This is a genomic window from Streptacidiphilus sp. MAP12-33 (genome assembly GCF_041261265.1).
GTDB lineage: Bacteria > Actinomycetota > Actinomycetes > Streptomycetales > Streptomycetaceae > Streptacidiphilus.
Genome location: NZ_JBGCCA010000045.1, coordinates 45159 through 67508 on the forward strand (window position 1 = coordinate 45159; position 22350 = coordinate 67508).

21 protein-coding genes are annotated in these 22350 nt (G+C 71.6%); 12 read left to right on the forward strand and 9 right to left on the reverse strand.

All coding sequences use genetic code 11. From position 1 onward, the window contains the following. Positions 1-65 precede the first annotated feature (65 nt). From ABH931_RS34485 to ABH931_RS34495, 3 genes are read left to right on the forward strand one after another with little or no spacing between them, the layout of a single operon-like run. Positions 66-737 (forward strand): HAD family hydrolase, encoded by a 672-nt coding sequence (locus ABH931_RS34485; protein WP_370122461.1) that lies wholly within the window; start codon positions 66-68, stop codon positions 735-737. 22 nt (positions 738-759) lie between these two features. Beyond that, the gene (locus tag ABH931_RS34490; protein ID WP_370122463.1) at positions 760-1086 is read left to right on the forward strand and encodes a multidrug efflux SMR transporter; all 327 of its coding nucleotides are present in this window, start codon (positions 760-762) and stop codon (positions 1084-1086) included. A 25-nt stretch (positions 1087-1111) separates the two neighbouring features. Continuing rightward, the gene (locus ABH931_RS34495) at positions 1112-2269 is read left to right on the forward strand and encodes a low temperature requirement protein A (protein ID WP_370122466.1); all 1158 of its coding nucleotides are present in this window, start codon (positions 1112-1114) and stop codon (positions 2267-2269) included. A gap of 7 nt (positions 2270-2276) precedes the next feature. Here ABH931_RS34495 and ABH931_RS34500 read toward each other — a convergent pair whose 3' ends face one another. Then, the gene (locus ABH931_RS34500; protein ID WP_370122469.1) at positions 2277-3236 is read right to left on the reverse strand and encodes a LysR family transcriptional regulator; all 960 of its coding nucleotides are present in this window, start codon (positions 3234-3236) and stop codon (positions 2277-2279) included. 125 nt (positions 3237-3361) lie between these two features. Between ABH931_RS34500 and ABH931_RS34505 the strand changes: the two genes are divergently transcribed. From ABH931_RS34505 to ABH931_RS34525, 5 genes are all read left to right on the forward strand, one after another. Further along, entirely contained in the window at positions 3362-4279 is a 918-nt protein-coding gene (locus tag ABH931_RS34505) for a zinc-binding dehydrogenase (RefSeq protein ID WP_370122472.1), read from the forward strand. Between the two features lie 53 nt (positions 4280-4332). Further along, a complete protein-coding gene (locus tag ABH931_RS34510; RefSeq protein ID WP_370122474.1) occupies positions 4333-4767 on the forward strand; it encodes a nuclear transport factor 2 family protein in 435 nt (144 codons plus the stop codon). A 145-nt stretch (positions 4768-4912) separates the two neighbouring features. Next, positions 4913-6256 carry a nucleobase:cation symporter-2 family protein gene (locus ABH931_RS34515; protein WP_370122477.1) on the forward strand — a complete coding sequence of 448 codons (1344 nt, stop codon included), beginning with the start codon at positions 4913-4915 and terminating at the stop codon, positions 6254-6256. Between the two features lie 177 nt (positions 6257-6433). Further along, positions 6434-7762 (forward strand): UDP-glucose/GDP-mannose dehydrogenase family protein, encoded by a 1329-nt coding sequence (locus ABH931_RS34520; RefSeq protein WP_370122480.1) that lies wholly within the window; start codon positions 6434-6436, stop codon positions 7760-7762. A 125-nt stretch (positions 7763-7887) separates the two neighbouring features. Beyond that, on the forward strand, positions 7888-8298 hold the full coding sequence (locus ABH931_RS34525; RefSeq protein ID WP_370122482.1) for a CoA-binding protein: 411 nt from the start codon (positions 7888-7890) through the stop codon (positions 8296-8298). Here ABH931_RS34525 and ABH931_RS34530 read toward each other — a convergent pair. Beyond that, positions 8270-8908: a monooxygenase family protein gene (locus tag ABH931_RS34530; protein ID WP_370122485.1), complete on the reverse strand. Its 639-nt coding sequence runs from the start codon at positions 8906-8908 to the stop codon at positions 8270-8272. The genes ABH931_RS34525 and ABH931_RS34530 overlap by 29 nt on opposite strands. 59 nt (positions 8909-8967) lie before the next feature. Here ABH931_RS34530 and ABH931_RS34535 point away from each other — a divergent pair, with 59 nt between their 5' ends. Next, positions 8968-9609: a MerR family transcriptional regulator gene (locus ABH931_RS34535; RefSeq protein WP_370122487.1), complete on the forward strand. Its 642-nt coding sequence runs from the start codon at positions 8968-8970 to the stop codon at positions 9607-9609. 17 nt (positions 9610-9626) lie between these two features. On the opposite strand, the gene ABH931_RS34540 is transcribed toward ABH931_RS34535, so the two are convergent. The 4 genes from ABH931_RS34540 to ABH931_RS34555 form a co-directional block, all read right to left on the reverse strand. Further along, a complete protein-coding gene (locus tag ABH931_RS34540; protein ID WP_370122490.1) occupies positions 9627-11264 on the reverse strand; it encodes an amidohydrolase in 1638 nt (545 codons plus the stop codon). A gap of 223 nt (positions 11265-11487) precedes the next feature. Continuing rightward, positions 11488-12699, reverse strand: coding sequence for a dipeptidase (locus tag ABH931_RS34545; RefSeq protein WP_370122493.1), 1212 nt, complete (start codon positions 12697-12699; stop codon positions 11488-11490). Between the two features lie 8 nt (positions 12700-12707). Continuing rightward, entirely contained in the window at positions 12708-13241 is a 534-nt protein-coding gene (purE, locus tag ABH931_RS34550) for a 5-(carboxyamino)imidazole ribonucleotide mutase (RefSeq protein ID WP_370122496.1), read from the reverse strand. Continuing rightward, positions 13238-14443: a 5-(carboxyamino)imidazole ribonucleotide synthase gene (locus ABH931_RS34555; RefSeq protein ID WP_370122547.1), complete on the reverse strand. Its 1206-nt coding sequence runs from the start codon at positions 14441-14443 to the stop codon at positions 13238-13240. The genes purE and ABH931_RS34555 overlap by 4 nt, the downstream gene beginning before the upstream one ends. 141 nt (positions 14444-14584) lie before the next feature. On the opposite strand from ABH931_RS34555, the gene ABH931_RS34560 reads away from it, so the two are divergent. Then, positions 14585-15109: a GtrA family protein gene (locus ABH931_RS34560; protein WP_370122499.1), complete on the forward strand. Its 525-nt coding sequence runs from the start codon at positions 14585-14587 to the stop codon at positions 15107-15109. Between the two features lie 67 nt (positions 15110-15176). On the opposite strand, the gene dacB is transcribed toward ABH931_RS34560, so the two are convergent. The 3 genes from dacB to ABH931_RS34575 form a co-directional block, all read right to left on the reverse strand. Continuing rightward, positions 15177-16772 (reverse strand): D-alanyl-D-alanine carboxypeptidase/D-alanyl-D-alanine-endopeptidase, encoded by a 1596-nt coding sequence (gene dacB / locus ABH931_RS34565; RefSeq protein WP_370122502.1) that lies wholly within the window; start codon positions 16770-16772, stop codon positions 15177-15179. Positions 16773-16925: 153 nt separating this feature from the next. Continuing rightward, on the reverse strand, positions 16926-18173 hold the full coding sequence (locus ABH931_RS34570; RefSeq protein ID WP_370122505.1) for an ATP-binding protein: 1248 nt from the start codon (positions 18171-18173) through the stop codon (positions 16926-16928). Between the two features lie 11 nt (positions 18174-18184). Continuing rightward, positions 18185-18859, reverse strand: coding sequence for a response regulator transcription factor (locus ABH931_RS34575; RefSeq protein ID WP_370122507.1), 675 nt, complete (start codon positions 18857-18859; stop codon positions 18185-18187). Between the two features lie 157 nt (positions 18860-19016). Here ABH931_RS34575 and ABH931_RS34580 point away from each other — a divergent pair, with 157 nt between their 5' ends. Together ABH931_RS34580 and ABH931_RS34585 are read left to right on the forward strand one after the other, a co-directional pair. Then, on the forward strand, positions 19017-20516 hold the full coding sequence (locus tag ABH931_RS34580) for a peptide MFS transporter (protein ID WP_370122510.1): 1500 nt from the start codon (positions 19017-19019) through the stop codon (positions 20514-20516). A 257-nt stretch (positions 20517-20773) separates the two neighbouring features. Continuing rightward, a complete protein-coding gene (locus tag ABH931_RS34585) occupies positions 20774-22300 on the forward strand; it encodes a peptide MFS transporter (RefSeq protein ID WP_370122513.1) in 1527 nt (508 codons plus the stop codon). Positions 22301-22350: the final 50 nt, after the last annotated feature.

The following is a 22350-nucleotide window of genomic DNA, read 5'->3' on the forward strand; positions in this document are numbered from 1 at the left end:
TTGATCGAGCAGGGCCCCTCGCCCCTGGGTCGTGCAACTCACCTATTCACCGAAAGGTCCCCTTCGTGTCCACCCGCTCCAACCTCCAGGCCGTTCTCTTCGACATGGACGGCACGCTCGTCGACACCGAAGGTCTGTGGTGGCAGGCGACCGAGGAGGAAGCGGCGAGACTGGGGCTGACCCTCGGTGACGCGGACGTCCCGGACGTCCTCGGCCAGGCCGTCGAGCACACCGCGAACTACCTGCACAGGCGCTGCGACGGCGTCCGCACCGAGGCGTCCATCGCCGCCGCGCTCGACGCGCGGTTCGTGGAGCTGGTGTCGCACCAGGTCGTGCCGCTGCCGGGGGCGCTGGAGCTGCTGGACGGGCTCGCGGAGGCGGGCGTCGCCACCGCGTTGGTCTCCGCGTCGCCGCGGCACGTCGTGGACCTCGTCCTGGACGCGCTGGGCCGGCGCCGGTTCCAGACGAGCTTCGCCGCGGGCGAGACCCCGCTGACCAAGCCGGCGCCGGACCCCTACCTCGCCGCGGTGCAGGCGCTCGGCGCGACGCCGGACAGCTGTGTCGCCGTCGAGGACACCCCGACCGGCGTGGCCTCCGCCGAGGCCGCCGGGGTCGCGGTCGTCGCCGTGCCCTCGCTGACGCCGATCCTGCCCGGGCCCGGCCGCGCCGTCGTACGCAGCCTGCTCGACGTCGACCTGCCGCTGCTCCAGGGCCTGCTCGACGCCGCGGCCGCCTGAACCGCCAGGTAGCGTGACCCGCATGCCCGCGCTCTACCTCGCTCTCGCCATCTCCTCCGAAATCTGCGCCACCATCTCGCTGAAGTACACGCACGGCTTCACCCGCCTGCTGCCCAGCATCGTCGTCGCGGTCGGCTACATCGCCTCGTTCGCGCTGCTGAGCCAGGCGCTGAAGACGATCCCGGTGAGCGCCGCGTACGCGATCTGGTCCGGGGCGGGCACGGCCGTCGTCGCGGCGATCGGCTTCGCCTTCCTCGGCGAGGGCGTGAACCTGTGGAAGGTCCTCGGGATCGTGCTGATCATCGTCGGCGTGGTGGCACTCAATCTGGGCGGCGCGGCCCACTCCTGACGCCGTCCGCTCGTACGCTGACCGGATGAGCGACGGGGTGGAGCCGGCGGGGGCCGAGGGCGGCGAGAGCGCCGGGGAGGAGCCCGCCGAGAAGCGGGTCAGCTATGCGGAGGCGTTCTTCGACCTGGTCTGGGCGCTGTGCATCACCCAGGTCTCCGGCCTGCTGCACCTGGACCACGGCTGGGCGGGGGTCGGCCGGGCCCTGATCGTGCTGATCCCCGTCTACTGGTGCTGGGTGGGCAGCACAGTGCTGGCCAACGCCCGCGAGATCGACCATCCGCCGGGCCGCGTCGGACTGTTCGCGATCGCGCTGTGCGGTCTCCTGCTGGCCCTCGCGCTGCCGCAGGCCTACGGCTCGCGGGGACTGCTGTTCGGGGCCGCCTACCTCGCCGCCCGGTGGCTGCTGCTCGGGCAGATCCTGTGGGGACGCGGGGTCGTGGTCGGGCCGATGGGCGTCGGCGCGTTCGTCACCGGTCCGCTCCTGCTCGCCGGCGGCCTGGTCCACGGGAACGCCCGGATCGCCCTGTGGGGGCTGGCCGCGGCGCTCGACCTGCTGACGCCCCGGGTGGCCCGACGTCAGCTGATGGCGGTGCGCTTCCACCCCACGCACCTGCCGGAGCGGTTCGCGCTGTTCCTGCTGATCGCCCTCGGGGAGGCGATCGTGTCCATCGGTGCGCCGGTCGCCGCCGGGCGGGCCCTGCGCGCGGGCGAGACGCTGGCCGTGGCCGTCGCCTTCGTCGCGGCCTGCGGCCTGTGGTGGGTCTACTACAACTACGCGGCGGACGCGATGCGGCACGCGATGGCCACCTCGAGACTGCCGGGGGACATCGTCCGCCAGGTCCTGTCCTACGGGCATCTCGCGTTCGTCAGCGGCGTCATCGCGTTCGCGGGCGGGGTCACGGCCGCGGCCACCCGTCCCGGCCACCGGCTTCAGACGGGGTCGCTGGCGCTGCTGTTCGGCGGGTGCGCGCTCTTCCTGGCCGCGTTCGGCTACACCCGCTGGCGGATGTTCCGCCTGGTGGCGTGGACCCGGCTGGTCGCGGCGGCCGTGACACTCGCGGCGACGCCGCTCTGCGCGGCGCTGCCGGGGGCGGCCGCGCTGGCCGTGCTGGCGGCGCTGCTGGTGGCGCTGAACCTGTGGGAGTACCAGCGGGTGGAGCGCTCGGCGAGGCACCGGGTGTGACGTCCGGCTACGGACGGTCGGCCTCGGGGAGCCAGTCGCGGCCGGGGCGGTACTCGAGCCAGCGACGGGAGGCGCCGGTCTCCGCGAAGGCGCGCAGCAGCGCGGGCAGGCCGGGGTCGGGGCGGTCCCGGTGCCAGACCAGGGACCATGCGTAGAGGGGCGTCGGGTCGGCCAGGGGTACCGCCACCAGGTCCGGCCCGGGGTCGAGCGGCAGCTCGGAAGGGAGCAGCACCACACCGTCCGGCGTGTTCCGCAGCCGCGCCAGCAGGTGGTCCAGGCCGAGGTTGGCGCCGCCCTCCAGCACCGGGACGCCGAACTGCCCGGCGAACCGGGTCAGGAAGTCCAGGCGGCCCCCGCTCGCGGGCGGGATCAGCCGGCACGCGGCCAGCTGGTCCGGCCGCACCTGTGCGGCGCGGGCCAGCGGGTGGTCGGCGTGGAGCAACGCGTCGACGGGCTCCAGTCGCACCAGCCGGTGCGCGAGGGCGTGTTCGGGGGCACTGTCCGGTCCGTCGGCGGTCGGGTGGAAGCGGCCGAACCCGGCGCCGATCTCGCCGCGGACGAGCGCCGCCGCCACGCTCGGCAGGTCGCGTCCGGGTCCGACCTCGACGGCGGGGCCGGAGGCGGTCCCGGCCAGAGCCTCCCGCACGGTGCGCAGGGGTTCGAAGAGGTGGCCCCACACGTCCAGGCGCAGCGGACGGCTCACCGCGCGCACGGCGGCGACGGCGACGGCACCGGCGGCGAGCGCGGCGCGGGCGGGTTCGAGAAAGCGCGCACCGGCATCGGTCAACTGCACGCCGCCGCTCCGGGCGCGGTCGAAGAGCCGCGCGCCGAGGCCCTCCTCCAGACGCGCGACGCGTTTGGAGAGCCCCTGCTGGGTCAGCGACAGCGCCTGCGCCGCCCGGCGGAAGTGCAGCTGCTCGGCCACGGCCACGAAGGCGCGCACCTGCGCCAGGTCGAGATCGTCCACGCGGCCATCCTGGGCGACAACCACCGGTTGTCACAGCCCCCTTCCGGTTGTTGGACCCTCTCCGCACGCCGGCGGTTAGCTGTTCGTCATCGGAACAACGGTGTCGGGCAAGGGAGTCGGGGACGATGAGGGCATTCACGGCGACGGGCAGGGCGGAGCGCACGGTCGAGCTGAGCGAGGTGCCGCAGCCGCAGCCGCGCGCCGACGAGGCGCTGGTGAAGGTCGACGCCTACTCGGTCAACCGCGGGGAGACCTTCGTGCTGGAGAACCCGCCACCGGGCTGGCGACCGGGCAAGGACGTGGCCGGGCTGGTGGTCCAGCCGGCGGCCGACGGCAGTGGTCCGGCCGCCGGGCGTCGCGTCGTCGCGCACCCGCCGGACTCCGGTTGGGCCGAGTACGTGCCGGTCCCGACCGCCTCCCTGGCGGAGCTGCCGGACGAGGTGGGCACGGTCGCGGCGGCGGCGCTGCCGCTGGCGGGCCTGACCGCGTTGCGCCTGCTCCGCACGGCGGGCGCGCTCGCCGGGCGGAGGGTGCTGCTGACCGGGGCGTCGGGCGGTGTCGGCCACTACGTCGTCGAGCTCGCGGTCGCCGCCGGCGCGCAGGTCACCGCGGTCAGCTCCTCGGCCGGACGCGGGGCCGCGCTCGCGGGGTTCGGCGCCACGGTGGTCGAGCGGGTCGAGGACGCCGCGGGGCCGTTCGACGTGGTGCTGGAGTCCACCGGCGGCCCGAACCTGGCGGCGGCGCTGGCCCGGCTGACCCCGGGCGGACAGCTGATCTGGTTCGGCCAGGCCAGCCGGGAGCCCGCGACGCTGAGCTTCTTCGACCTGCTGCGCGGGCCGGTCGGCGCCACCGTCCGGCACTTCAGCTACGCCGCGGACACCCGGCCCTACGGCGCCGACCTGGCCACCCTGGTCCGCCTGGTCGCCCAGGGTCGGCTGCACCCGGAGGTCGGCGTGGTCCGCGACTGGAGCGAGACCGCCGACGTCCTCACCGACCTGCGCGAGCGCCGCGTGCGCGGCAACGCCGTCCTGACCCTTTCCTGACCACCCTTTCCCGACCACCCTTTCCTGACCACCGCTCACCAAGGAGACCTCCCATGACCGCCATCGGAACCACCACCGGGATCGACGCCCGCACCGACGCCCGCACTGTCGTCGTGAACTACGTCAACGCCGTCGCCGAGGGCGACCTGGAGACCGTCGTCGCCAGCTTCGCCGAGGACGCCACCTGGACCTACCCGGGCGACCTGCCGCTCAGCCGGGTCTGGGAGGGGCGCGACGCGATCGTGGGCGACTTCCTCGGCGGGGCTGGCGCGCTCTTCGCACCCGGCTGCACCCCGGAGGTCGCCTTGGTCAACGCGTTCGCGGACGGGGAGCAGGTGCTCGCCGAGTGGACCTCCAAGGGGATCACCCTCAACGGCCACCAGTACGACAACCGCTGCGCCGGAATCTTCACGGTCCGGGACGGGAAGATCACCTCGGTGCGCGAGTACGCCGACACCCAGCACGTCGAGCGCACCCTCTTCGGGTGACTTGTAGGTTCCTCCAGATAGCTCAACAATCTGTTGACGGTCCCCTTGGGTGGATCTACGTTTTCCTCTAATCGAAAAGCGGATACCACATCGCGGAATTTCGAGAGACCAACGCCTCGCTCCGGCCCACCCCTGGAGGTCCCGCGTGTCCAGCTCTCCCGCGCCCCACCCCGTCGACGAAATCCTGCCCTTCCCCAAACTGCTCGCCTACGGCCTCCAGCACATCGCCGCGATGTACGCCGGAGTCGTCGCACCGCCGCTGATCATCGGCACCGCGGTCGGCCTCTCCGGCACCGAGCTGACGCTGCTGATCGGCGCGGCCCTGCTGACCTCGGGCCTGGCGACACTGCTGCAGACGCTCGGCTTCTGGCGCGTCGGCTCACGGCTGCCGTTCGTCAACGGGATCAGCTTCGCCGGCGTCGCCCCGATGCTGTCGATCGTCAAGCAGTCCCATCCGGGCCAGGCCCTGCCCGCCATCTACGGAGCCCTGCTGATCGCCGGAGCGGCCGCCTTCCTGGCGGCCCCCTGGTTCTCCCGCTTCAACCGCTTCTTCCCACCCGTCGTCAGCGGCACCGTCATCACCCTGATCGGCCTCTCCCTCTTCCCCGTGGCCGCCGGCTGGGCCCAGGGCGGCAACCCCGCCGCCGCGGATTACGGCTCCGCCTCCAACATCGCCCTGGCAGGGGCCACCCTCGCGGTCGTCCTGCTGCTCAACCGCTTCCTGCGCGGGTTCCTCGGCAGCATCAGCATCCTGCTGGGGCTCGCCGCCGGCACCCTGCTGGCCGTCCCGCTCGGCAAGAGCGACTTCAGCGCGCTCGGCAAGGTGCCCGTCTTCTCGATGCCCTCGCCGTTCCACTTCGGCGCGCCCACCTTCCAGGTCGGCGCGATCATCTCGATGCTGATCGTGATGCTGGTCTCGATGACCGAGAGCACCGCGGACCTGCTCGCCCTCGGCGAGATCGTCGAGCGTCCCGCCGACGCCCGCACCATCGAGGGCGGCCTGCGCGCCGACGGCGCGGCCACCGTCCTCGCCGCCGTCCTGAACGGCTTCGCGGCGACGGCGTTCGCCCAGAACATCGGGCTGATCGCCCTCACCAAGGTGCGCAGCAGGTTCGTCGTGGCGACCAGCGGCGCGATCCTGATCCTGCTCGGCCTCTTCCCGGTGGCGGGAGCCCTGGTCAGCATCGTCCCCCAGCCGGTCCTCGGCGGCGCGGGCCTCGCGCTCTTCGGCACGGTCACCGCGAGCGGCGTCCGCACGCTGACCGCGGCGCGGCTGGAGGAGAGCGGCAACCTGCTCACGGTCGCGGTGGCGCTGGGCTTCGGCGTCCTGCCGATAGCGGCCCCCGGCTTCTACGCTCACTTCCCGGCCCTGGTGCAGACGGTCATGAACAGCGGCATCAGCGCGGGCTGCCTGGTCGCGGTGGCGCTCAACATCTTCTTCAACCAGCTCGGGCGCCGGGCCCCCGAGGCGGAAGTCGCGCCTTCCTAGGGGCGCGAGGCTCTGCGGATACGCGGCTCCGCCGCGGGGCGCGGCAAGCCACCTTGGGCCTTGAGATCCCGAGCGGACAGGGCCGCCCCCTCGGGTGGGTTGCTCGCGCGCGCAATTCATCGGGCAGAGCCCCGCGCCCCTGAAGGGGGTGCAACTGAGCGGGTAGGCTCCGGTCCCATGAGGATCACCGTCATCGGAACCGGATACCTGGGCGCGACGCACGCCGCCTGCATGGCCGAGCTCGGCTACGAGGTGCTCGGGCTGGACATCGACCCGGAGAAGATCGCCACCCTCTCCCAGGGCCGGACGCCGATGTACGAGCCGGGCCTGGACCCGCTGCTGGAGAAGCACGTCACCTCCGGGCGGCTGCGCTTCACCACCGACTGGGCCGAGGTCGGCGCCTTCGGCGACGTGCACTTCGTGTGTACGAACACGCCGCAGCGCAAGGGCGAGTTCGCCTGTGACATGAGCTACGTCGAGTCCGCGTTCGACCTGCTCGCTCCCCATCTGCGCGAGAACGCGGTGGTCGTGGGCAAGTCGACCGTCCCGGTCGGCAGCGCGGCGCGCCTCGCGGAGCGGCTCGCCGCAGGCGCGCCGGAGGCGGTCGCGGACAGCGTGGAGCTGGCGTGGAACCCGGAGTTCCTGCGCGAGGGCTACGCCGTCAAGGACACCCTGCACCCGGACCGGCTGGTCGTCGGCGTCCGCGCCGGCGGCCGTGCCGAGGCGGTGCTGCGGGAGGTCTACTCCCCGATGACCGCGGCGGGCGTGCCGTTCCTGGTCACGGACTACCCGACCGCCGAGCTGGTCAAGACGGCGGCGAACTCTTTCCTCGCCACCAAGATCTCCTTCATCAACGCCATGGCCGAGGTCTGCGAGGCCTCGGGCGCGGACGTGGTGCAGCTGTCCGCGGCACTCGCGTACGACGAGCGGATCGGCGGCAAGTTCCTCGGCGCCGGCCTCGGCTTCGGCGGCGGCTGCCTGCCCAAGGACATCCGGGCGTTCATGGCCCGCGCGGGCGAGCTCGGCGCGGACCAGGCGCTGACGTTCCTGCGCGAGGTCGACTCGATCAACATGCGGCGCCGTTCGCGCATGGTCGAGCTGGCCCGCGAGCAGTGCGGCGGCGGCTTCCTCGGCCGCCGGATCGCCGTCCTCGGCGCGGCCTTCAAGCCCAACTCGGACGACGTCCGCGACTCGCCCGCACTGAACGTGGCGGCGCAGATCCAGCTCCAGGGCGGGCAGGTGAACGTCTACGACCCCAAGGCCATGGACAACGCCCGCAAGCTCTTCCCCGGCCTCTCCTTCGCCCCCACCGCGCTGGAGGCGGCCACGGGCGCCCACGTCGTCCTGCACCTGACGGAGTGGCAGGAGTTCCGCGAGCTCGACCCGGCCGAGCTCGGCGTGGTCGTCGCGGAGCGCCGCGTGCTCGACGGCCGCAACGCCCTCGACCCGCACAGGTGGCGCGGCGCCGGCTGGACCTACCGCGCCCTGGGCCGCCCCGGCGAGTAGCGGCCGCCACCCGCGGACCCGCCCGGTCGACGACCCGCGCGAGGTCGCCCGAGCGAGGCGGAATGCGTCGGCGGCCGGTCGCGTTGCCACCGGTACCAGGCAAGTGGCACGAACGGGAGCGGCGGATGTACGGCGACAACGAGACGGTGCGGCGGATCTTGACCGAGTCCGGCGACACGTGGGCGATCGTCGGGCTGTCGAACAACCGGAGCCGGGCCGCCTACGGCGTGGCCCAGGTGCTCCAGCGCTTCGGCAAGCGAATCGTTCCCGTGCACCCCAAGGCGGAGACCGTGCACGGCGAGCAGGGCTACCCGAGCCTCGCCGACATCCCGTTCCCGGTGGACGTGGTGGACGTGTTCGTCAACAGCGATCTCGCGGGCGCGGTCGCCGACCAGGCCGCCGGGGTCGGGGCGAAGGCGGTCTGGTTCCAGCTCGGCGTCGTCGACGAGGCCGCGTACGACCGCGCGCTGACGGCCGGGCTGGACATGGTGATGGACCGTTGCCCCGCTATCGAGATCCCGCGGCTGGCCGGCTGACGACGGGGTCGGTGAGGTCCGCCAGTGCGGCAGCCGCCTCCTCCTGGGTCGCGGCGACGTAGCCGGGGCCCTTCGGGTTGTGCACGGCGGGGCTGACGCCCATGATCGCGCCGAGGCCGACGGGCGGCATGTCGGCGTAGAGGCAGTCGTAGGCGCCGGCGCGGACGGAGAGCATCTCGTGCCAGATGCCGACGGCGCCCTTGCCCTTGGCGTAGCGGCGCCAGAACGTGTCCTGCGCCGGACGGTGGCGGCGGTCGGTGTCGCGGGCGAAGGCGCGGATGTCGCCGGCCCGGCGCCAGTACTGGTGGACGGTGACCTGGCGTGGGGCCGGGCCCAGCAGGAGCCGGTAGCCGAGCAGACCGCTGTCGGGGTCGGCGGCGAGCTCCTTCAGCATCGGCAGCATGGCGCGGAAGACCGGCAGCCAGTGCCGGACCGCGCGCCAGCGGTTGACGCGCATGCCGATGAGCAGGACCGCGACGGGTTCGTCGTTGACCGCGAGATGCGGTCCGGCGAGATGAGCGGGGCCGGCCGGTGCCGAAGGCAGACCCGGGCGGGTCCATTCGGGCAGGATCGGGGAGCGTGTACCTCTGGCGGAGCCGAAGTCAGGCATAGAAAGATAGTGGCACTATCCTTTAAGCCTGTCGAGACCGGATCGGAGTCTGTTCCCCCGTGCAACTGTCGGAACTGAGCGAGCGCAGCGGCGTCTCCCTCCCGAGCATCAAGTACTACCTGCGGGAGGGACTGCTCCAGCCCGGCATGAGCGTGAGCGCCCGCAAGGCCGAGTACGACGAGGAGCACCTGCACCGGCTGCGGCTGATCCGGGCCCTGCTCACCGTGGGCGGCATGTCCGTGGCCCGGGCCCGCGACGTGCTGGCGGCCGCGCACGATCCGGCCTTCGGGCGGCACGAGCGGCTCGGCGTCGCGCAGTACCTGCTCCCACCGCACGTCACTCCGCCACCACCGGGCACCGCGGCGGACGAGGTGTGGCGGGCCCGGCGGGCCGAGGCGTTCGCGCTGCTCCGCGACGATCTCGGCTGGCTCATCCACGACAACGCGCCCGCACTGGACGCGCTGACCGAGGCGCTGATCGCGCTGGACTCCCTCGGCTACCCGGCGCCCACCGCGTTCCTGCGCCACTACGCGACCTCGGTGCACCCCATCGCCGAGGCCGACCTCGAGGTCCTCGACGCGCACCCGGCCATCGACGAGGCGATCGAGGCCGTGGTCGTCTACACGGTCCTGTACGAGCCGGTGCTGCTCGCCCTGCGCCGACTCGCCCAGGAGGACGTCTCCGCGCGGCAGCACCGCTGACCGGGCCGGCGACGGGCTCAGTGCGCCGCGTGAACCCGCTCGCCGCCGACGAAGGTCTGCTCGACGCGGGTGGCGCCGATCTCGTCCTGCGGGCCCGCGTACGGGTCGCGGTCCAGCACCACGAGGTCGGCCAGGGCGCCGGGGCGGATCACGCCCGTGTCGTCGAGGTGGTTCACATGCGCGCTGCCCGCCGTGTAGGCGGCGATCGCGGTGGTGAGGTCGAGGCGCTGGTCCGGCAGGAACGCTTCACGGTCCTCGCCGTGGTTGACCCGGTTCACAGCCACATGGATGCCGAGCCACGGATCGGGTGTGGACACCGGCCAGTCACTGCCCGCCGCGAGCGTCGCCCCGGAGCGCAGCAGATCCGCGAACGGGTACTGCCACGACGCCAGCTCCCCACCCAGGAACGGGATGCACAGCTCGTCCATCTGCGGCTCGTGTGCCGCCCACAGCGGCTGCAGGTTCGCCACCGCGCCGAGTCGGGCGAAGCGCGGCACGTCGTCGGGGTGCACGACCTGGAGGTGGGCCAGGTGGTGCCGGTTGTCGCGGCGGCCGTTCTGCTCGATCGCGGCCTCGACCGCGTCCAGCGCCTCGCGCACCGCACGGTCGCCGAGCGCGTGGAAGTGCACCTGGAAACCGAGGGCGTCCAGCTCCGTCACGTACGAGCGCAGCTGTGCCGGATCGACGAAGCTCAGGCCGGAGTTGGCGGTGGTGCACCCGCAGGCGTCCTTGTAGGGCACGGTCATCGCGGCCGTGAAGTTCTCCGCGATGCCGTCCTGCATGATCTTCACCGATCCGGCCCGGAACCGGCCCGCCGTCAGCTTGTCGCGCCGCGCGACCAGTTCCGGGATCTGCTCGGCGCCGCGCTCACGGTCCCACCACAGCGCGCCGTTGACCCGCGCGGTCAGCCGTCCGTCCGAGGCGGCGGCGAGGTAGGCGTCCGAGACGTCGGGCTGCCCGTTGAAGACGCCGAGGATCGCGTCCTGCCAGGCGGTGATCCCGAGGCCGTGCAGGTGCGCCTGGGCACGCAGCAGTCCCTTGACCCGGTCCTCGACCGTGGCCTTGGGCACCATCCTGGCGACGAGGTTGGTCGCGCCCTCCTGGAGCATGCCGGACGGGGTGCCGTCCGGCTCCCGCTCGATCCGGCCGTCGGCGGGGTCGGGCGTCTGCGCGGTGAGCCCCGCGAGGCGCAGCGCGAGGGAGTTGGCCCAGGCGCCGTGGTGGTCCCGGTTGAGCAGGAACACCGGACGGTCCGGCACGATCTCGTCGAGCTGGGCGCGGCTGGGCTGTCCGCCGGCGAAAGCCTCCATGGCCCAGCCGGCACCGGTGATCCACGTGTGCCCCGGATGGGTGTCCGCGTAGGCGGCGATGCGACGGCGGTACTCCCCGAGATCGGTGGCGCCCGAGAGGTCGCACTCCCCCATCTCCACACCGCCGTACACGGCGTGCACGTGCGCGTCCTGGAACCCGGGCAGCAGCGCCCTGCCCCGCAGGTCGACGACCTCCGTCTCCGGCCCGGCGAGCTCCAGCAGGTCGTCGTGCCCGACGGCCAGCACGCGCTGACCGCTGACGGCGACGGCGGTCGCCCGGGTCCGCGCGGCGTCCATCGTGATGACGGGTCCACCCACGAAGAGGTAGTCGATCTCGTCCGCCATGCGGTGTCCCCCTGTCAACGGCGTTGTCAGAAGAATGCTAACCGCAACCTGGGAATATGCCGGGAACGGGGCGGGTCACTTGACCGCATGTCAGCAAGCGTGCCATCCCCGGGGGTGCGAGGCTCTGCGCGACAAGTCGCCCGAGGCGGATGGTCCTCACCGAGCAGGGCCATCCGCACGTCGTTGGTTGCTCGCGCAGTTCCCCGCGCCCCTGATGGTGCTCTCAGCGGTCCAGTTGGTCGATCGTCACGATGGACGGCGTCGCGGACGCCAGGCCCGACGCCACCGACTCCGCGTCCCGCAGGACTCGGACCGCGTTCTGCCACGTCAGCTTGGCGAGATCCGCGTCCGACCACCCGCGTCGGAGCAGCTCGGCAACGAGGTTCGGGTAGCCGGCCACGTCCTCCAGCCCCTGCGGGGTGAACGCCGTGCCGTCGTAGTCGCCGCCGAGGCCGACGTGGTCGACGCCGGCGACCTCGCGCATGTGGTCGAGGTGGTCGGCGACCGTCGCCTCCGTGGCGACGGGCCGCGGGTTCGCGGCCTCGAACGCGGACTGGACCGCGAGGCCCGCCGGGGAGAGGTCGAGCGGGTGGAAGCCGTGGGCGACCATGTTCTCGTCCGCCCGCCGGGTCCAGGCGACCGCCTCGGGGAGGATGAACTTCGGCACGAACGTCGCCATCGCCACGCCGCCGTTGGCCGGCAGAGCGGCCAGCACGTCGTCGGGGATGTTGCGGACGTGGCCGCAGACCGCCCGCGAGGACGAGTGCGAGAAGATCACCGGCGCGGCCGTCACCCGCAGCGCCGCCCGCATGGTGTCCGCGGAGACGTGGGAGAGGTCGACCAGCATGCCGAGCCGGTTCATCTCCCGAACGACCTCCTCGCCGAAGCGGGTCAGGCCGCCCGCCTTCGGCTCGTCGGTCGCGGAGTCCGCCCAGTCGTTGTTGTCGTTGTGCGTGAGCGTCATGTACCGCACGCCCAGCGCGTACAGCGAACGCAGCGCCGCGAGGGAGTTGTTGATGGAGTGGCCGCCCTCGGCCCCCATCAGCGAGGCGATCTTCCCCTCCGCCCTGGCCGCCTCCATGTCGTCCGCGGTCAGCGCCAGCCGCAGCTGGTCGGGGTAGCGGGCGACCAGGGCGTGGACGAAGTCGACCTGCTCCAGCGTTGCGGTGACCGCGTCCTGCCACTCCACCCGGGACGGGGTGGAGGGGACGTAGACGGACCAGAACTGCGCGCCGACGCCGCCGGCGCGCAGCCGGGCGAGGTCGGTGTGCAGGTTGGCCCGCTGGTCGTCGGCGATGTCGCGGCGGTCGAGGTCGTAGCGGACCTGCTCACGCAGCTTCCAGGGCAGGTCGTTGTGCCCGTCGACGATGGGGTGCTCGGCGAGCAGCTCCATCGCGCGGGCCAGCAGCTCGGGGTCGGTGGCGACGTCGGCCATGCCCGGCGTCAGCTTCCGAAGCCGAAGCTGCCCGCGGCGCCGCCGGCCACCTTGGAGCGCAGCTTGCGGCCCTTCTCGGAGGCCTGCTCGTTCAGCTCCTGCTGGAACTCGGCCATCCGCTGGGCCAGATCGCCGTCGAACGCGGCCAGCAGCCGGACGGCGAGCAGGCCCGCGTTACGGGCACCGCCGATGGAGACCGTGGCGACCGGCACACCGGCCGGCATCTGCACGATGGACATGAGCGAGTCCATGCCGTCGAGGTACTTCAGCGGCACCGGCACGCCGATGACCGGCAGCGTGGTGACGGAGGCGAGCATGCCCGGCAGGTGCGCCGCGCCGCCCGCGCCCGCGATGATCGCCTTCAGGCCCCGGCCGGCGGCGGCCTCGCCGTAGGCGACCATCTCGCGCGGCATCCGGTGCGCGGAGACGACGTCCACCTCGAAGGGGATCTCGAACTCCTCCAGTGCCTGGGCGGCGGCCTCCATCACGGGCCAGTCGGAGTCCGAACCCATGACGATGCCGACGAGCGGCTGCTCGCTCATTCTGTGATGTCCCCTCGAAGGTATGCGGCGGCGTGGCGGGCGCGCTCGCGCACGTCGTCCAGGTCGTCGCCGAACACTGTGACGTGGCCCACCTTACGGCCGGGCTTCACGTCCTTGCCGTACATGTGGATGCGCAGCCCGGGGTCGCGCGCCATGCAGTGCAGGTACGCGCTGTACATGTCCGGGTAGTCGCCGCCGAGCACGTTCACCATGACCGTCCACGGCTGGCGCGGCCGCGGGTCGCCGAGCGGCAGGTCCAGCACGGCGCGGATGTGGTTCTCGAACTGCGAGGTGACCGCGCCGTCGATGCTCCAGTGGCCGGAGTTGTGCGGACGCATGGCGAGCTCGTTGACGAGCACGCGGCCGTCACGGGTCTCGAACAGCTCGACGGCCAGGTGGCCGGTGATGTCCAGCTCGCCCGCGATCCGCAGCGCCAGCGCCTGCGCCTGCGCGGCGAGCTCCGGGGACAGGTTCGGCGCGGGGGCGACGACCTCGTGGCAGATGCCGTTGACCTGCACCGACTCCACGACCGGGTACGCCACGGCCTGCCCGTGCGGGGAGCGCACGACGTCGGCGGCGAGCTCGCGCACGAAGTCGACCTTCTCCTCCGCGAGCACCGGGACCCCGGCCTGGAACGGCTCGGCGGCCTCGGTCTCGTCCTTGACGACCCAGACGCCCTTGCCGTCGTAACCCCCACGGGTGGTCTTCAGCACGACGGGATAACCGTCACCCTCTTGGGCGAACTTCGTCACGTCGGCCGGATCGGCGACGAGGCGGTGCCGCGGGCAGGGCGCGCCGATGCTGTCGAGCTTGGCCCGCATCAGGCCCTTGTCCTGCGCGAACACCAGCGCGTGCGGTCCGGGCCGGACGTTCACGCCCTCCGCGAGGAGGGTGCGCAGGTGCTCCGTGGGTACGTGCTCGTGGTCGAAGGTGATCACGTCGCACCCGGCGGCGAAACGGCGCAGCGTCTCCAGGTCGCGGTAGTCGCCGAGCACGACGTCGTTCACCACCAGCGACGCCGAGTCCTGCGGCGTGTCCGCCAGCAGCCTGAACCGCACGCCCAGCGGGATCGCCGCGTCGTGCGCCATCCGGGCCAGCTGCCCGCCACCGATCATGCCCACTACCGGAAAAGTCACACCGCAAGGATATCCGCCTGCGGAATCACTCGATCCGCGCCGGTGGTGGAGGTGCGTGTGGGCCAGAGTTCCGTGAGGATTTAACAGGAGAAGTATTTGTCACACCGGCGAGCCGACTATCGTCGTGTACGGCACACGCACCTGCGCGTCGCGCGCGGCGACACCTACCCCCGCGCCGAGTAGCCGAGTAGAGACGGATCCCAGGTCATGACCGCTTCCCCCCTCTCAGGCGGACGTACGCCGAGTGCTCTGCGCCGCCTTGCCAACGAGGTGGCCAAGTTCGGCGTCGTCGGGATATCCGGCCTGGTCGTCCAGCTGGTCAGCCTCAGCATCCTGCTGGACACGGGGATGCAGCCGGTCCGCGCCAACATCGTGGCCACGGTGATCGCCATCGCGACGAACTACGTCGGCTACCGGTACTGGGTGTACCGGGGCGCCGATAAGAAGACGCGGTCGCGGGAGATCTCGCTCTTCCTGGTCTTCAGCGTGATCGGCCTGGTGATCCAGAGCGGCGTGCTGTACCTGCTGACCTACGGTCTCGGGATGACCACCAAGATCGAGACCTTCATCGGCACCATGGTGGGTATCGCGGTGGCCACGGTCTTCCGCTTCTGGGCCTACCGCACCTGGGTCTTCCGCGTCGTCCCGCAGGCCGAGGAGGCGCTGGACGCGGCGGAGCAGATCCTGGCCGCGGAGCAGGTCAAGCGCAGCACCGCCACCCGCACGCGCTGAGACCGACCGACCTCCGAGAAGCCCCCGACCGGCGAACGCCGGCCGGGGGCTTCTCGTTGCGCGCGCCTCAGAGGTGGGCCGAGGCCTCCTCCTGGAGCAGGGCCGAGATCTGGTTGGTGTCGTCGAAGACCCGCACCACGCCCTGGATGTCGGGGGCCGTGGCGGAGTTCACCAGCTCGACGAAGACCACGAGGTGGCCGTCGTTCGTCAGCAGGTAACCGGCCTGGCTCTGGTCGGCGACGACGAACTGCCCGTTGAGCCGGTCGATGCCGATGACGGTGCCGGGCTTGGCGAAGACCTTGCCCTTGGCCGGGCAGTCCGGGCAGGAGATCCCGTTGGAGCCGTCGACGCCCAGGATCGGGAGGGACAACCGGAAGGCCGTCGCGTCCGGGGTGTGCAGCCAGTAGCCGAGGATCTGGGCCAGACCGGTCGGCGTGGCCTTCTCCGTCGCGTCGCCGCCGCGCCCGTCGTCGAGCTGGAACTGCTGCGGGTCGATGTGGGCGACGTTGGTCAGGAAGTCGTGCTCGGCCGCGAACCCGCCCGCGAAGCAGTCCTTGCTGCCGCGCACCACGGCCATGTTGCACAGGGCGAGGTTCGCGCCCAGGTTGTGGCTGACCTTGAGGATCAGCTTGGCGTAGTCGCGGTAGGGCGGGGAGACGAACGCGGCCACCCGCCGGTCCCCGCCGTAGGACGCGGGGAGCGCGCCCTGCGGGTTCGCCCCGGTCGGGTGCGCGGTGACGGTGACGCCGGCGCGGCCGAGCGCCTCGATCAGGGCCGTGCGGCCGAAGGCGTTCGGGTCCTGGATGGCGGAGACCCGCAGCTCGGGCTGGGATCCGGCGGCGATGGTGCCGGACACGGTGATCCTGGTCCCGTCGGGCGAGGCGGTGACGGTCAGGTCGGTCGTGCCTCCCGCCGCCACCGTGGTGACCGTCGAGGTGACCTGGTACGGCGCGACCTGCGGGCGCCAGAACAGCTTGGCCGGCCTTCCGGCCTTGGTGGGCGTGGTCAGCAGGTCGATCAGGTTGTCGTTGATGATCAGCGGGGTGGGCTGCGGGTCCAGCGCCGGGGGCGTGAAGATCCTGGGGTCGACGATCACGTCGCCGTCGACGTGGCGGATCCCGGAGGCGCGCACCTGGCGGGCGATCCGGTCGATGCCGGCGAGCGGGTTCTCGGGGGTGAGCGTGGCACCGGGCAGGTCGTTGGCGGAGGTGTGGTCGACGTCCGTGAAGGCCACCGACCCGTCGGGCTTGGTCCGCCCGCCCATCGTCAGGTCGCCCTGGGCCACCAGCGCCAGGTTCCCGTTGAGGGTCGCCCCCTGGCGGGCTCCGACCGCGAACACGGGGGTGGTGAACCGGTGGTCGGGGCCGAGGGTGTGCCAGGCGGAGGAGATGGTGACCAGCTTGGTGTCCGAGCCCGGCACGAAGGACTGGTTCGCGAACCGGGAGTGGATCACCTCACCGTTCGCGGGGTCGATCTCCAGCACACCCCACTGCGCGTGCTCGTATCCGGGCTTGTGCATGATCGCCTCGACGCCCCGCGGGAGCGGGTAGCCGTGCGCCCCCGGCGTCGCGGGGGCGGCGGCCGCGACGCCGCCCGCCATCGTCACGAGTGTCACGCAGGTGGTGACCCAGGTCCGTAGCCGACCGCGGATCATCGGTCTCATGCTCACCGCCGTTTCAGAAAGGCATCCGATATGTCCGGATGCCGGCGGTAGGATCGTACGAACCTGACGTGCTCACCGCCGTTATTCGGACGGCGTGCTGACGGCGTGTGAGGCGAATGTCATCCGGTCGGTCGATGGCGGCGCCCCGCAGGGTTACGAGGAGTGCCGGCCGAGGAAGAGCGCGAAGACCGGGGGCCGCTGCGAGAGCAGTTCGAGGCGGCCGCCGTCGGCCTCGGCCAGGTCACGGGCGACGGCGAGGCCGATGCCGGTGCTGTTGTGGCCGCTGACCGTGCGCTCGAAGACACGGGCGCCCAGCTCGTCCGGGACGCCGGCGCCCTCGTCCTGGACCTCCAGGACGACACGGGTGTCGCGGACGCGGGTGCGGATGGTGACGGAGCCGTCCCCGTGCATGAGCGAGTTCTCGATCAACGCCGCCAGCACCTGCGCGACGGCACCCGGCGTGCCGACCGCCCACAGTCCGGGCGGGCCCTCCAGGTAGAGCTTGCGCCCGTACCGGCGCAGCGCCGGCCGCCACTCCTCCGCCTGCTGCTTGATGACCTCGTCCACGTCGAAGGCCACCGCCGCGGCGTTGCGCGACTCACGGCTGTTGGTGAGCAGCCGCTGCACCACGTCCGTCAGGCGTTCCACCTGGCCGAGCGCGATCGCGGCCTCCTCCTTCACGGTGTCCAGGTCGTCCGTCTCGACGATCTCCTCCAGCCGCATGGACAGGGCCGTCAGCGGCGTCCGCAGCTGGTGGGAGGCGTCGGCGGCCAGGCGCCGCTCGGCGGTCAGCATCCGGCCGATGCGTTCCGCGCTCTGGTCCAGGACCTCGCCGACGCGGTCGAGCTCGGCCAGGCCGTAGCGGCGCTGGCGCGGGCGGGGGTCGCCGGAACCGAGGCGCTCCGCGGTCTCCGCGAGCTCGACCAGCGGGCGGGTGATCCGCTTGGCCTGCCAGATCGCCAGGGCCATCGCCGCGGCGACGGTCAGCGCGGCCACCCCGACGAGCAGCAGCAGCATCCGCAGGATGGCGCTGTCGACGGGCTCGCGGGACTCCTGGACCACGACGGTCTCGCCGTGCGGGCCCTTCTCCGTCGCGGTCACCGGGTCGGCGCCGCTGGGCGGGCTGCCCAGCACGATCGGCGCGGCCCGGCCGGGGATCTGCACGACGGCGTAGCGGCCGGAGCCGCTGTCGTTGAGTCCCGCCAGCGCGGCCGGGTCGATCGGCTCGTTCGCCGCGTAGCGGTTCTCGATGACGCCGAGGATGTGGATCGCCTCGGTCCTCACCGCGTCCTGCGCGGTGCTCTCGATGCTGCGCTTCTCCACGAGCGCCAGCGGCACGCTGAACAGGGCGACGGTCACGAGCACCACCGCCAGGGTGGAGTTGAGCAGCCTGCGCTTCACAGCCGAACGACCTAGCCCTTTTCGAAGCGGAAGCCGACGCCGCGCACGGTGGTGATGTAACGGGGGCTGGCCGCGTCGTCGCCCAGCTTCTTGCGCAGCCAGGAGATGTGCATGTCCAGGGTCTTGGTCGAGGTCCACCACGTGGTGTCCCAGACCTCGCGCATGATCTGCTCACGGGTGACCACCCGGCCGGCGTCGCGGACCAGGACCCGCAGCAGCTCGAACTCCTTGGCCGAGAGCTGCATCTCGTCGTCGCCGAGCCAGGCGCGGTGCGACTCGACGTCGATCTTGACGCCGTGGGCGCCGGTGGTGAGGTCGCCGGTGCCGCGGCGCAGCAGCGCCCGGACGCGGGCGAGCAGCTCGGCGAGGCGGAACGGCTTGGTGACGTAGTCGTCCGCGCCGGCGTCGAGGCCGACGACGGTGTCCACCTCGTCGGCGCGGGCGGTGAGCACGAGCACCGGGAAGCCGTGACCGTCGGCGCGCAGCCGGCGGGCGACCTCCAGACCGTCCATGCCGGGCAGGCCGAGGTCGAGCACGACCAGGTCGACGCCCCCGCCGGCACCGGCCGTCTCCAGCGCGGACGGGCCGTCCTCACGGACGATCACCTCGTAGCCCTCGCGACGCAGGGCACGGGCGAGCGGCTCGGAGATGGCGATGTCGTCCTCGGCCAGCAGTACACGCGTCATGGGTCGATCGTAGTGCGCGGACGGGCCGCGCCCCCGCTTCCGTCGAACGGAGCACGCACGGGCGTTCCGCAACGCTGATCCGGTTCGCCTCCACTAATCTCGACACACGCGGATAAAAGCGACATAAGCGCCGGGATGGGGAGAGGCGGAGCTGCTGATGGCTCAGGACGTGGCGGCGGGACAGGACACCGGCCCCGGGCACCATCGCACCTTCTTCGGCCATCCATGGGGACTCGCGACCCTGTTCACCACGGAGATGTGGGAACGGTTCAGCTACTACGGCATGCGCGCGCTGCTCGTGCTCTACCTGACCGCCCCGCACTCGGACGGCGGGCTCGCCTTCTCCAAGAGCTCGGCCACCGCGATCTACAGCGTCTACGTCTCGATGGTCTACCTGCTCACGCTCCCCGGCGGCTGGGTGGCGGACCGCGTCTGGGGGCCCAAGAAGACGGTGGCGGTGGCCGGCGTCGTCATCATGACCGGCCACTTCCTGCTCGCGCTCCCCGCCACCGGCTCCTTCTTCGCCGGCCTGGTCTTCATCGCGCTCGGCTCGGGCCTGCTCAAGGCCAACATCTCCACCATGGTGGGACACCTCTACCAGGGCCCCACCGACCCCCGCCGCGACGGCGGCTTCACCGTCTTCTACATGGGCATCAACGTCGGCGCGTTCTTCGCGCCGCTGGTGATCGGCACGGTGGGCCAGAAGGTCAACTGGCATCTGGGCTTCGCGCTGGCCGGGATCGGCATGGGCATCGGCCTGGCCATCTACCTCTTCGGCATGCGCACCCTGAGCCCGCACAGCAGCATCGTCGCGACCCCGCTCAGCGAGGCCGAGCGACGCAGCGTGCTGCGCAAGGGGCTGTTCTGGCTGGGCATGGCCGCCGTCTTCTACGGGATCGTCGGCGGCACCGGTCACTTCACCCTCAACTGGGCGACCATCCCGCTGACGATCATCGGGCTGGTCTTCCCGGCCTGGACGCTGCTGCGGATCAAGCGGGACCGGGACCTGTCCCCACTGGAGAGCCGGAAGATGACCGGCTACATCTGGTTCTTCGTCGCGGCGGCCGTCTTCTGGATGATCTACGACCAGGGCGGCTCGACGCTCAACATCTTCGCCCAGGACGACACGGCCGACAGCCTGCTCGGGGTGCACTTCCCCTCCAGCTGGTTCCAGTCGCTCAACCCCCTCTACATCATGGCGCTGGGCCCCGTCTTCGCCTGGATGTGGCAGTGGCTGGCGGCGAAGAACAAGGAGCCGGAGACGTCGACGAAGTTCGCGATCGGCCTGATCCTGGTGGGCGCGTCCTTCGCGGTGTTCCTGGGGGCGCTGGCCGCCGCGTCCGGTGGGACGAAGGTGACGCCGCTGTGGCTGTGCGTCGTCTACCTGGTCCAGACGGTCGGCGAGCTGTGCCTGTCCCCCGTCGGCCTCTCGGTCACCACCAAGCTGGCGCCGGAGAAGTACGGCAGCCAGATGATGGGCGTCTGGTTCCTCGCGGTGACGGCGGGCGACTGCACCACCTCGCTGGCGACGACGGCGGGGGCGGACCTCAACAGCCGCGGCTACGTGGCGGCGGAGGTCGCGCTCGCCCTGCTGGCCGCGGTGGCGATCCTGCTGAACCGCCGCAGGATCCACGGCTACCTGGGCGACGTCCGCTGAGGCTGCGCCCGTCTGAGGCCGTGCCCGTCTGAGGCTGTGCCCGTCTGAGAACAAGCTCACATGGCCGCACCGTAGATTCTTAATGAACAGCCCGGACATTGCCGAAGATTCGAAGGCAAGCCGTAGCTTCCAGGTGCGATTCATGTTGCGCAGATGCGGTCATAAAGATCAGTTCTGTGCTGCCACCGTCAAAAGCACTCAAACGCGGACCTTACAGTTGGGCAACCCCCTGTTCTGAACCTGCAAGGAACTTGCCCATGTCGCCGATACCTGTCGAGGTCGCAGTCGACGCGGCTTCCGCCGTCGCCGTCAACGGCTCCCCCAGGAAGACGTTCTTCGGGCACCCCCGTGGACTGTCGACGCTGTTCATGACCGAGATGTGGGAGCGCTTCAGCTTCTACGGCATGCGCGCGCTGCTGGTGCTCTACCTGGTCGCCCCCGCCTCCCAGGGCGGGCTCCACCTCGGTGCCGCCAGCGCTGCCGCGATCTACAGCGTCTACAACGCGATGGTGTACCTGCTCGCCCTGCCCGGCGGCTGGATCTCCGACCGCCTCTGGGGCGCGCGCAAGACCGTGCTCATCGGTGGCGTGATCATCATGACCGGCCACTTCCTGCTGGCGGTCCCCGCCACGGTGTCCTTCTTCGTCGGCCTCGGCTTCATCGCCGCCGGCTCCGGGCTGCTCAAGGCCAACATCTCGACGATGGTCGGCCACCTGTACCCGGACAAGAACGACCCGCGCCGGGACGGCGGCTTCACGATCTTCTACATGGGCATCAACCTGGGCGCCTTCGCCGCGCCCCTGGTGATCGGCACCGTGGGTCAGAGCCACCTCGGCTACCACTTCGGCTTCGCCCTGGCGGGCGTCGGCATGGCCCTGGGCCTGACCAACTACGTCATCGGCAGCCGCAACCTCAGCGCCAAGTCCAGCGTCGTCACCTCGCCGCTGTCCCGCGCCGAGCGCACCTCGATGCTGCGCAAGGGCCTGTTCTGGCTGGCCCTGGCGGCGGCCTTCTTCGGCTCCGTCGCCCTCGCCGGTCACCTGACCGTCGGCTGGGTCACCTGGACGCTGACCGTCGTCGGTCTGATCATCCCGGTCATCGTCTTCGCCCGGATCCGCCGCGACAAGGACCTGAGCACGGACGAGCGCGGCAAGCTCACCGGCTACATCTGGTTCTTCGTCGCCGCCGCGATCTTCTGGATGATCTACGACCAGTCCGGTTCGACGCTGAGCCTGTTCGCACAGAACAACACGTCCAGCAAGCTGTTCGGCTTCGACTTCCCGAGCACCTGGTTCCAGTCGCTGAACCCGCTCTACATCATGGCGCTGGCCCCCGTGATGGCCTGGCTCTGGGTCTGGCTGCACCGCCGCAGCAAGAACCCCAGCACGGCCGTGAAGTTCGGCATCGGCCTGGTGCTGATCGGCGTCTCCTTCGGCGTCATGATGCTGGCCATGGCCGCGGCCTCCGGCGGCGCCCGGGTCACCCCGCTCTGGCTGGCGCTGGTCTACCTGGTCCAGACCGTCGGCGAGCTGACCCTCTCCCCCGTCGGCCTGTCCGTCACCACCAAGCTGGCACCGCAGAAGTACGCCAGCCAGATGATGGGCATCTGGTTCCTCGCCGTCACCGCGGGCGACTGCGTCGCGGCCGTGCTCCAGCAGGTCATGGGCGACGCGTTCCTCAGCACCACCTCGTTCGCCATCCAGGGCGCGGCCGCGCTGCTGGCCGGTGTGGCGATGATGCTCTACCGCCGCAAGGTCCGAGCGCTCATGGGCGACGTGCACTGACCTCGCACCGACGTCGCGCTGACGTCGCACCGAGACAGCGAAGGGCGCCC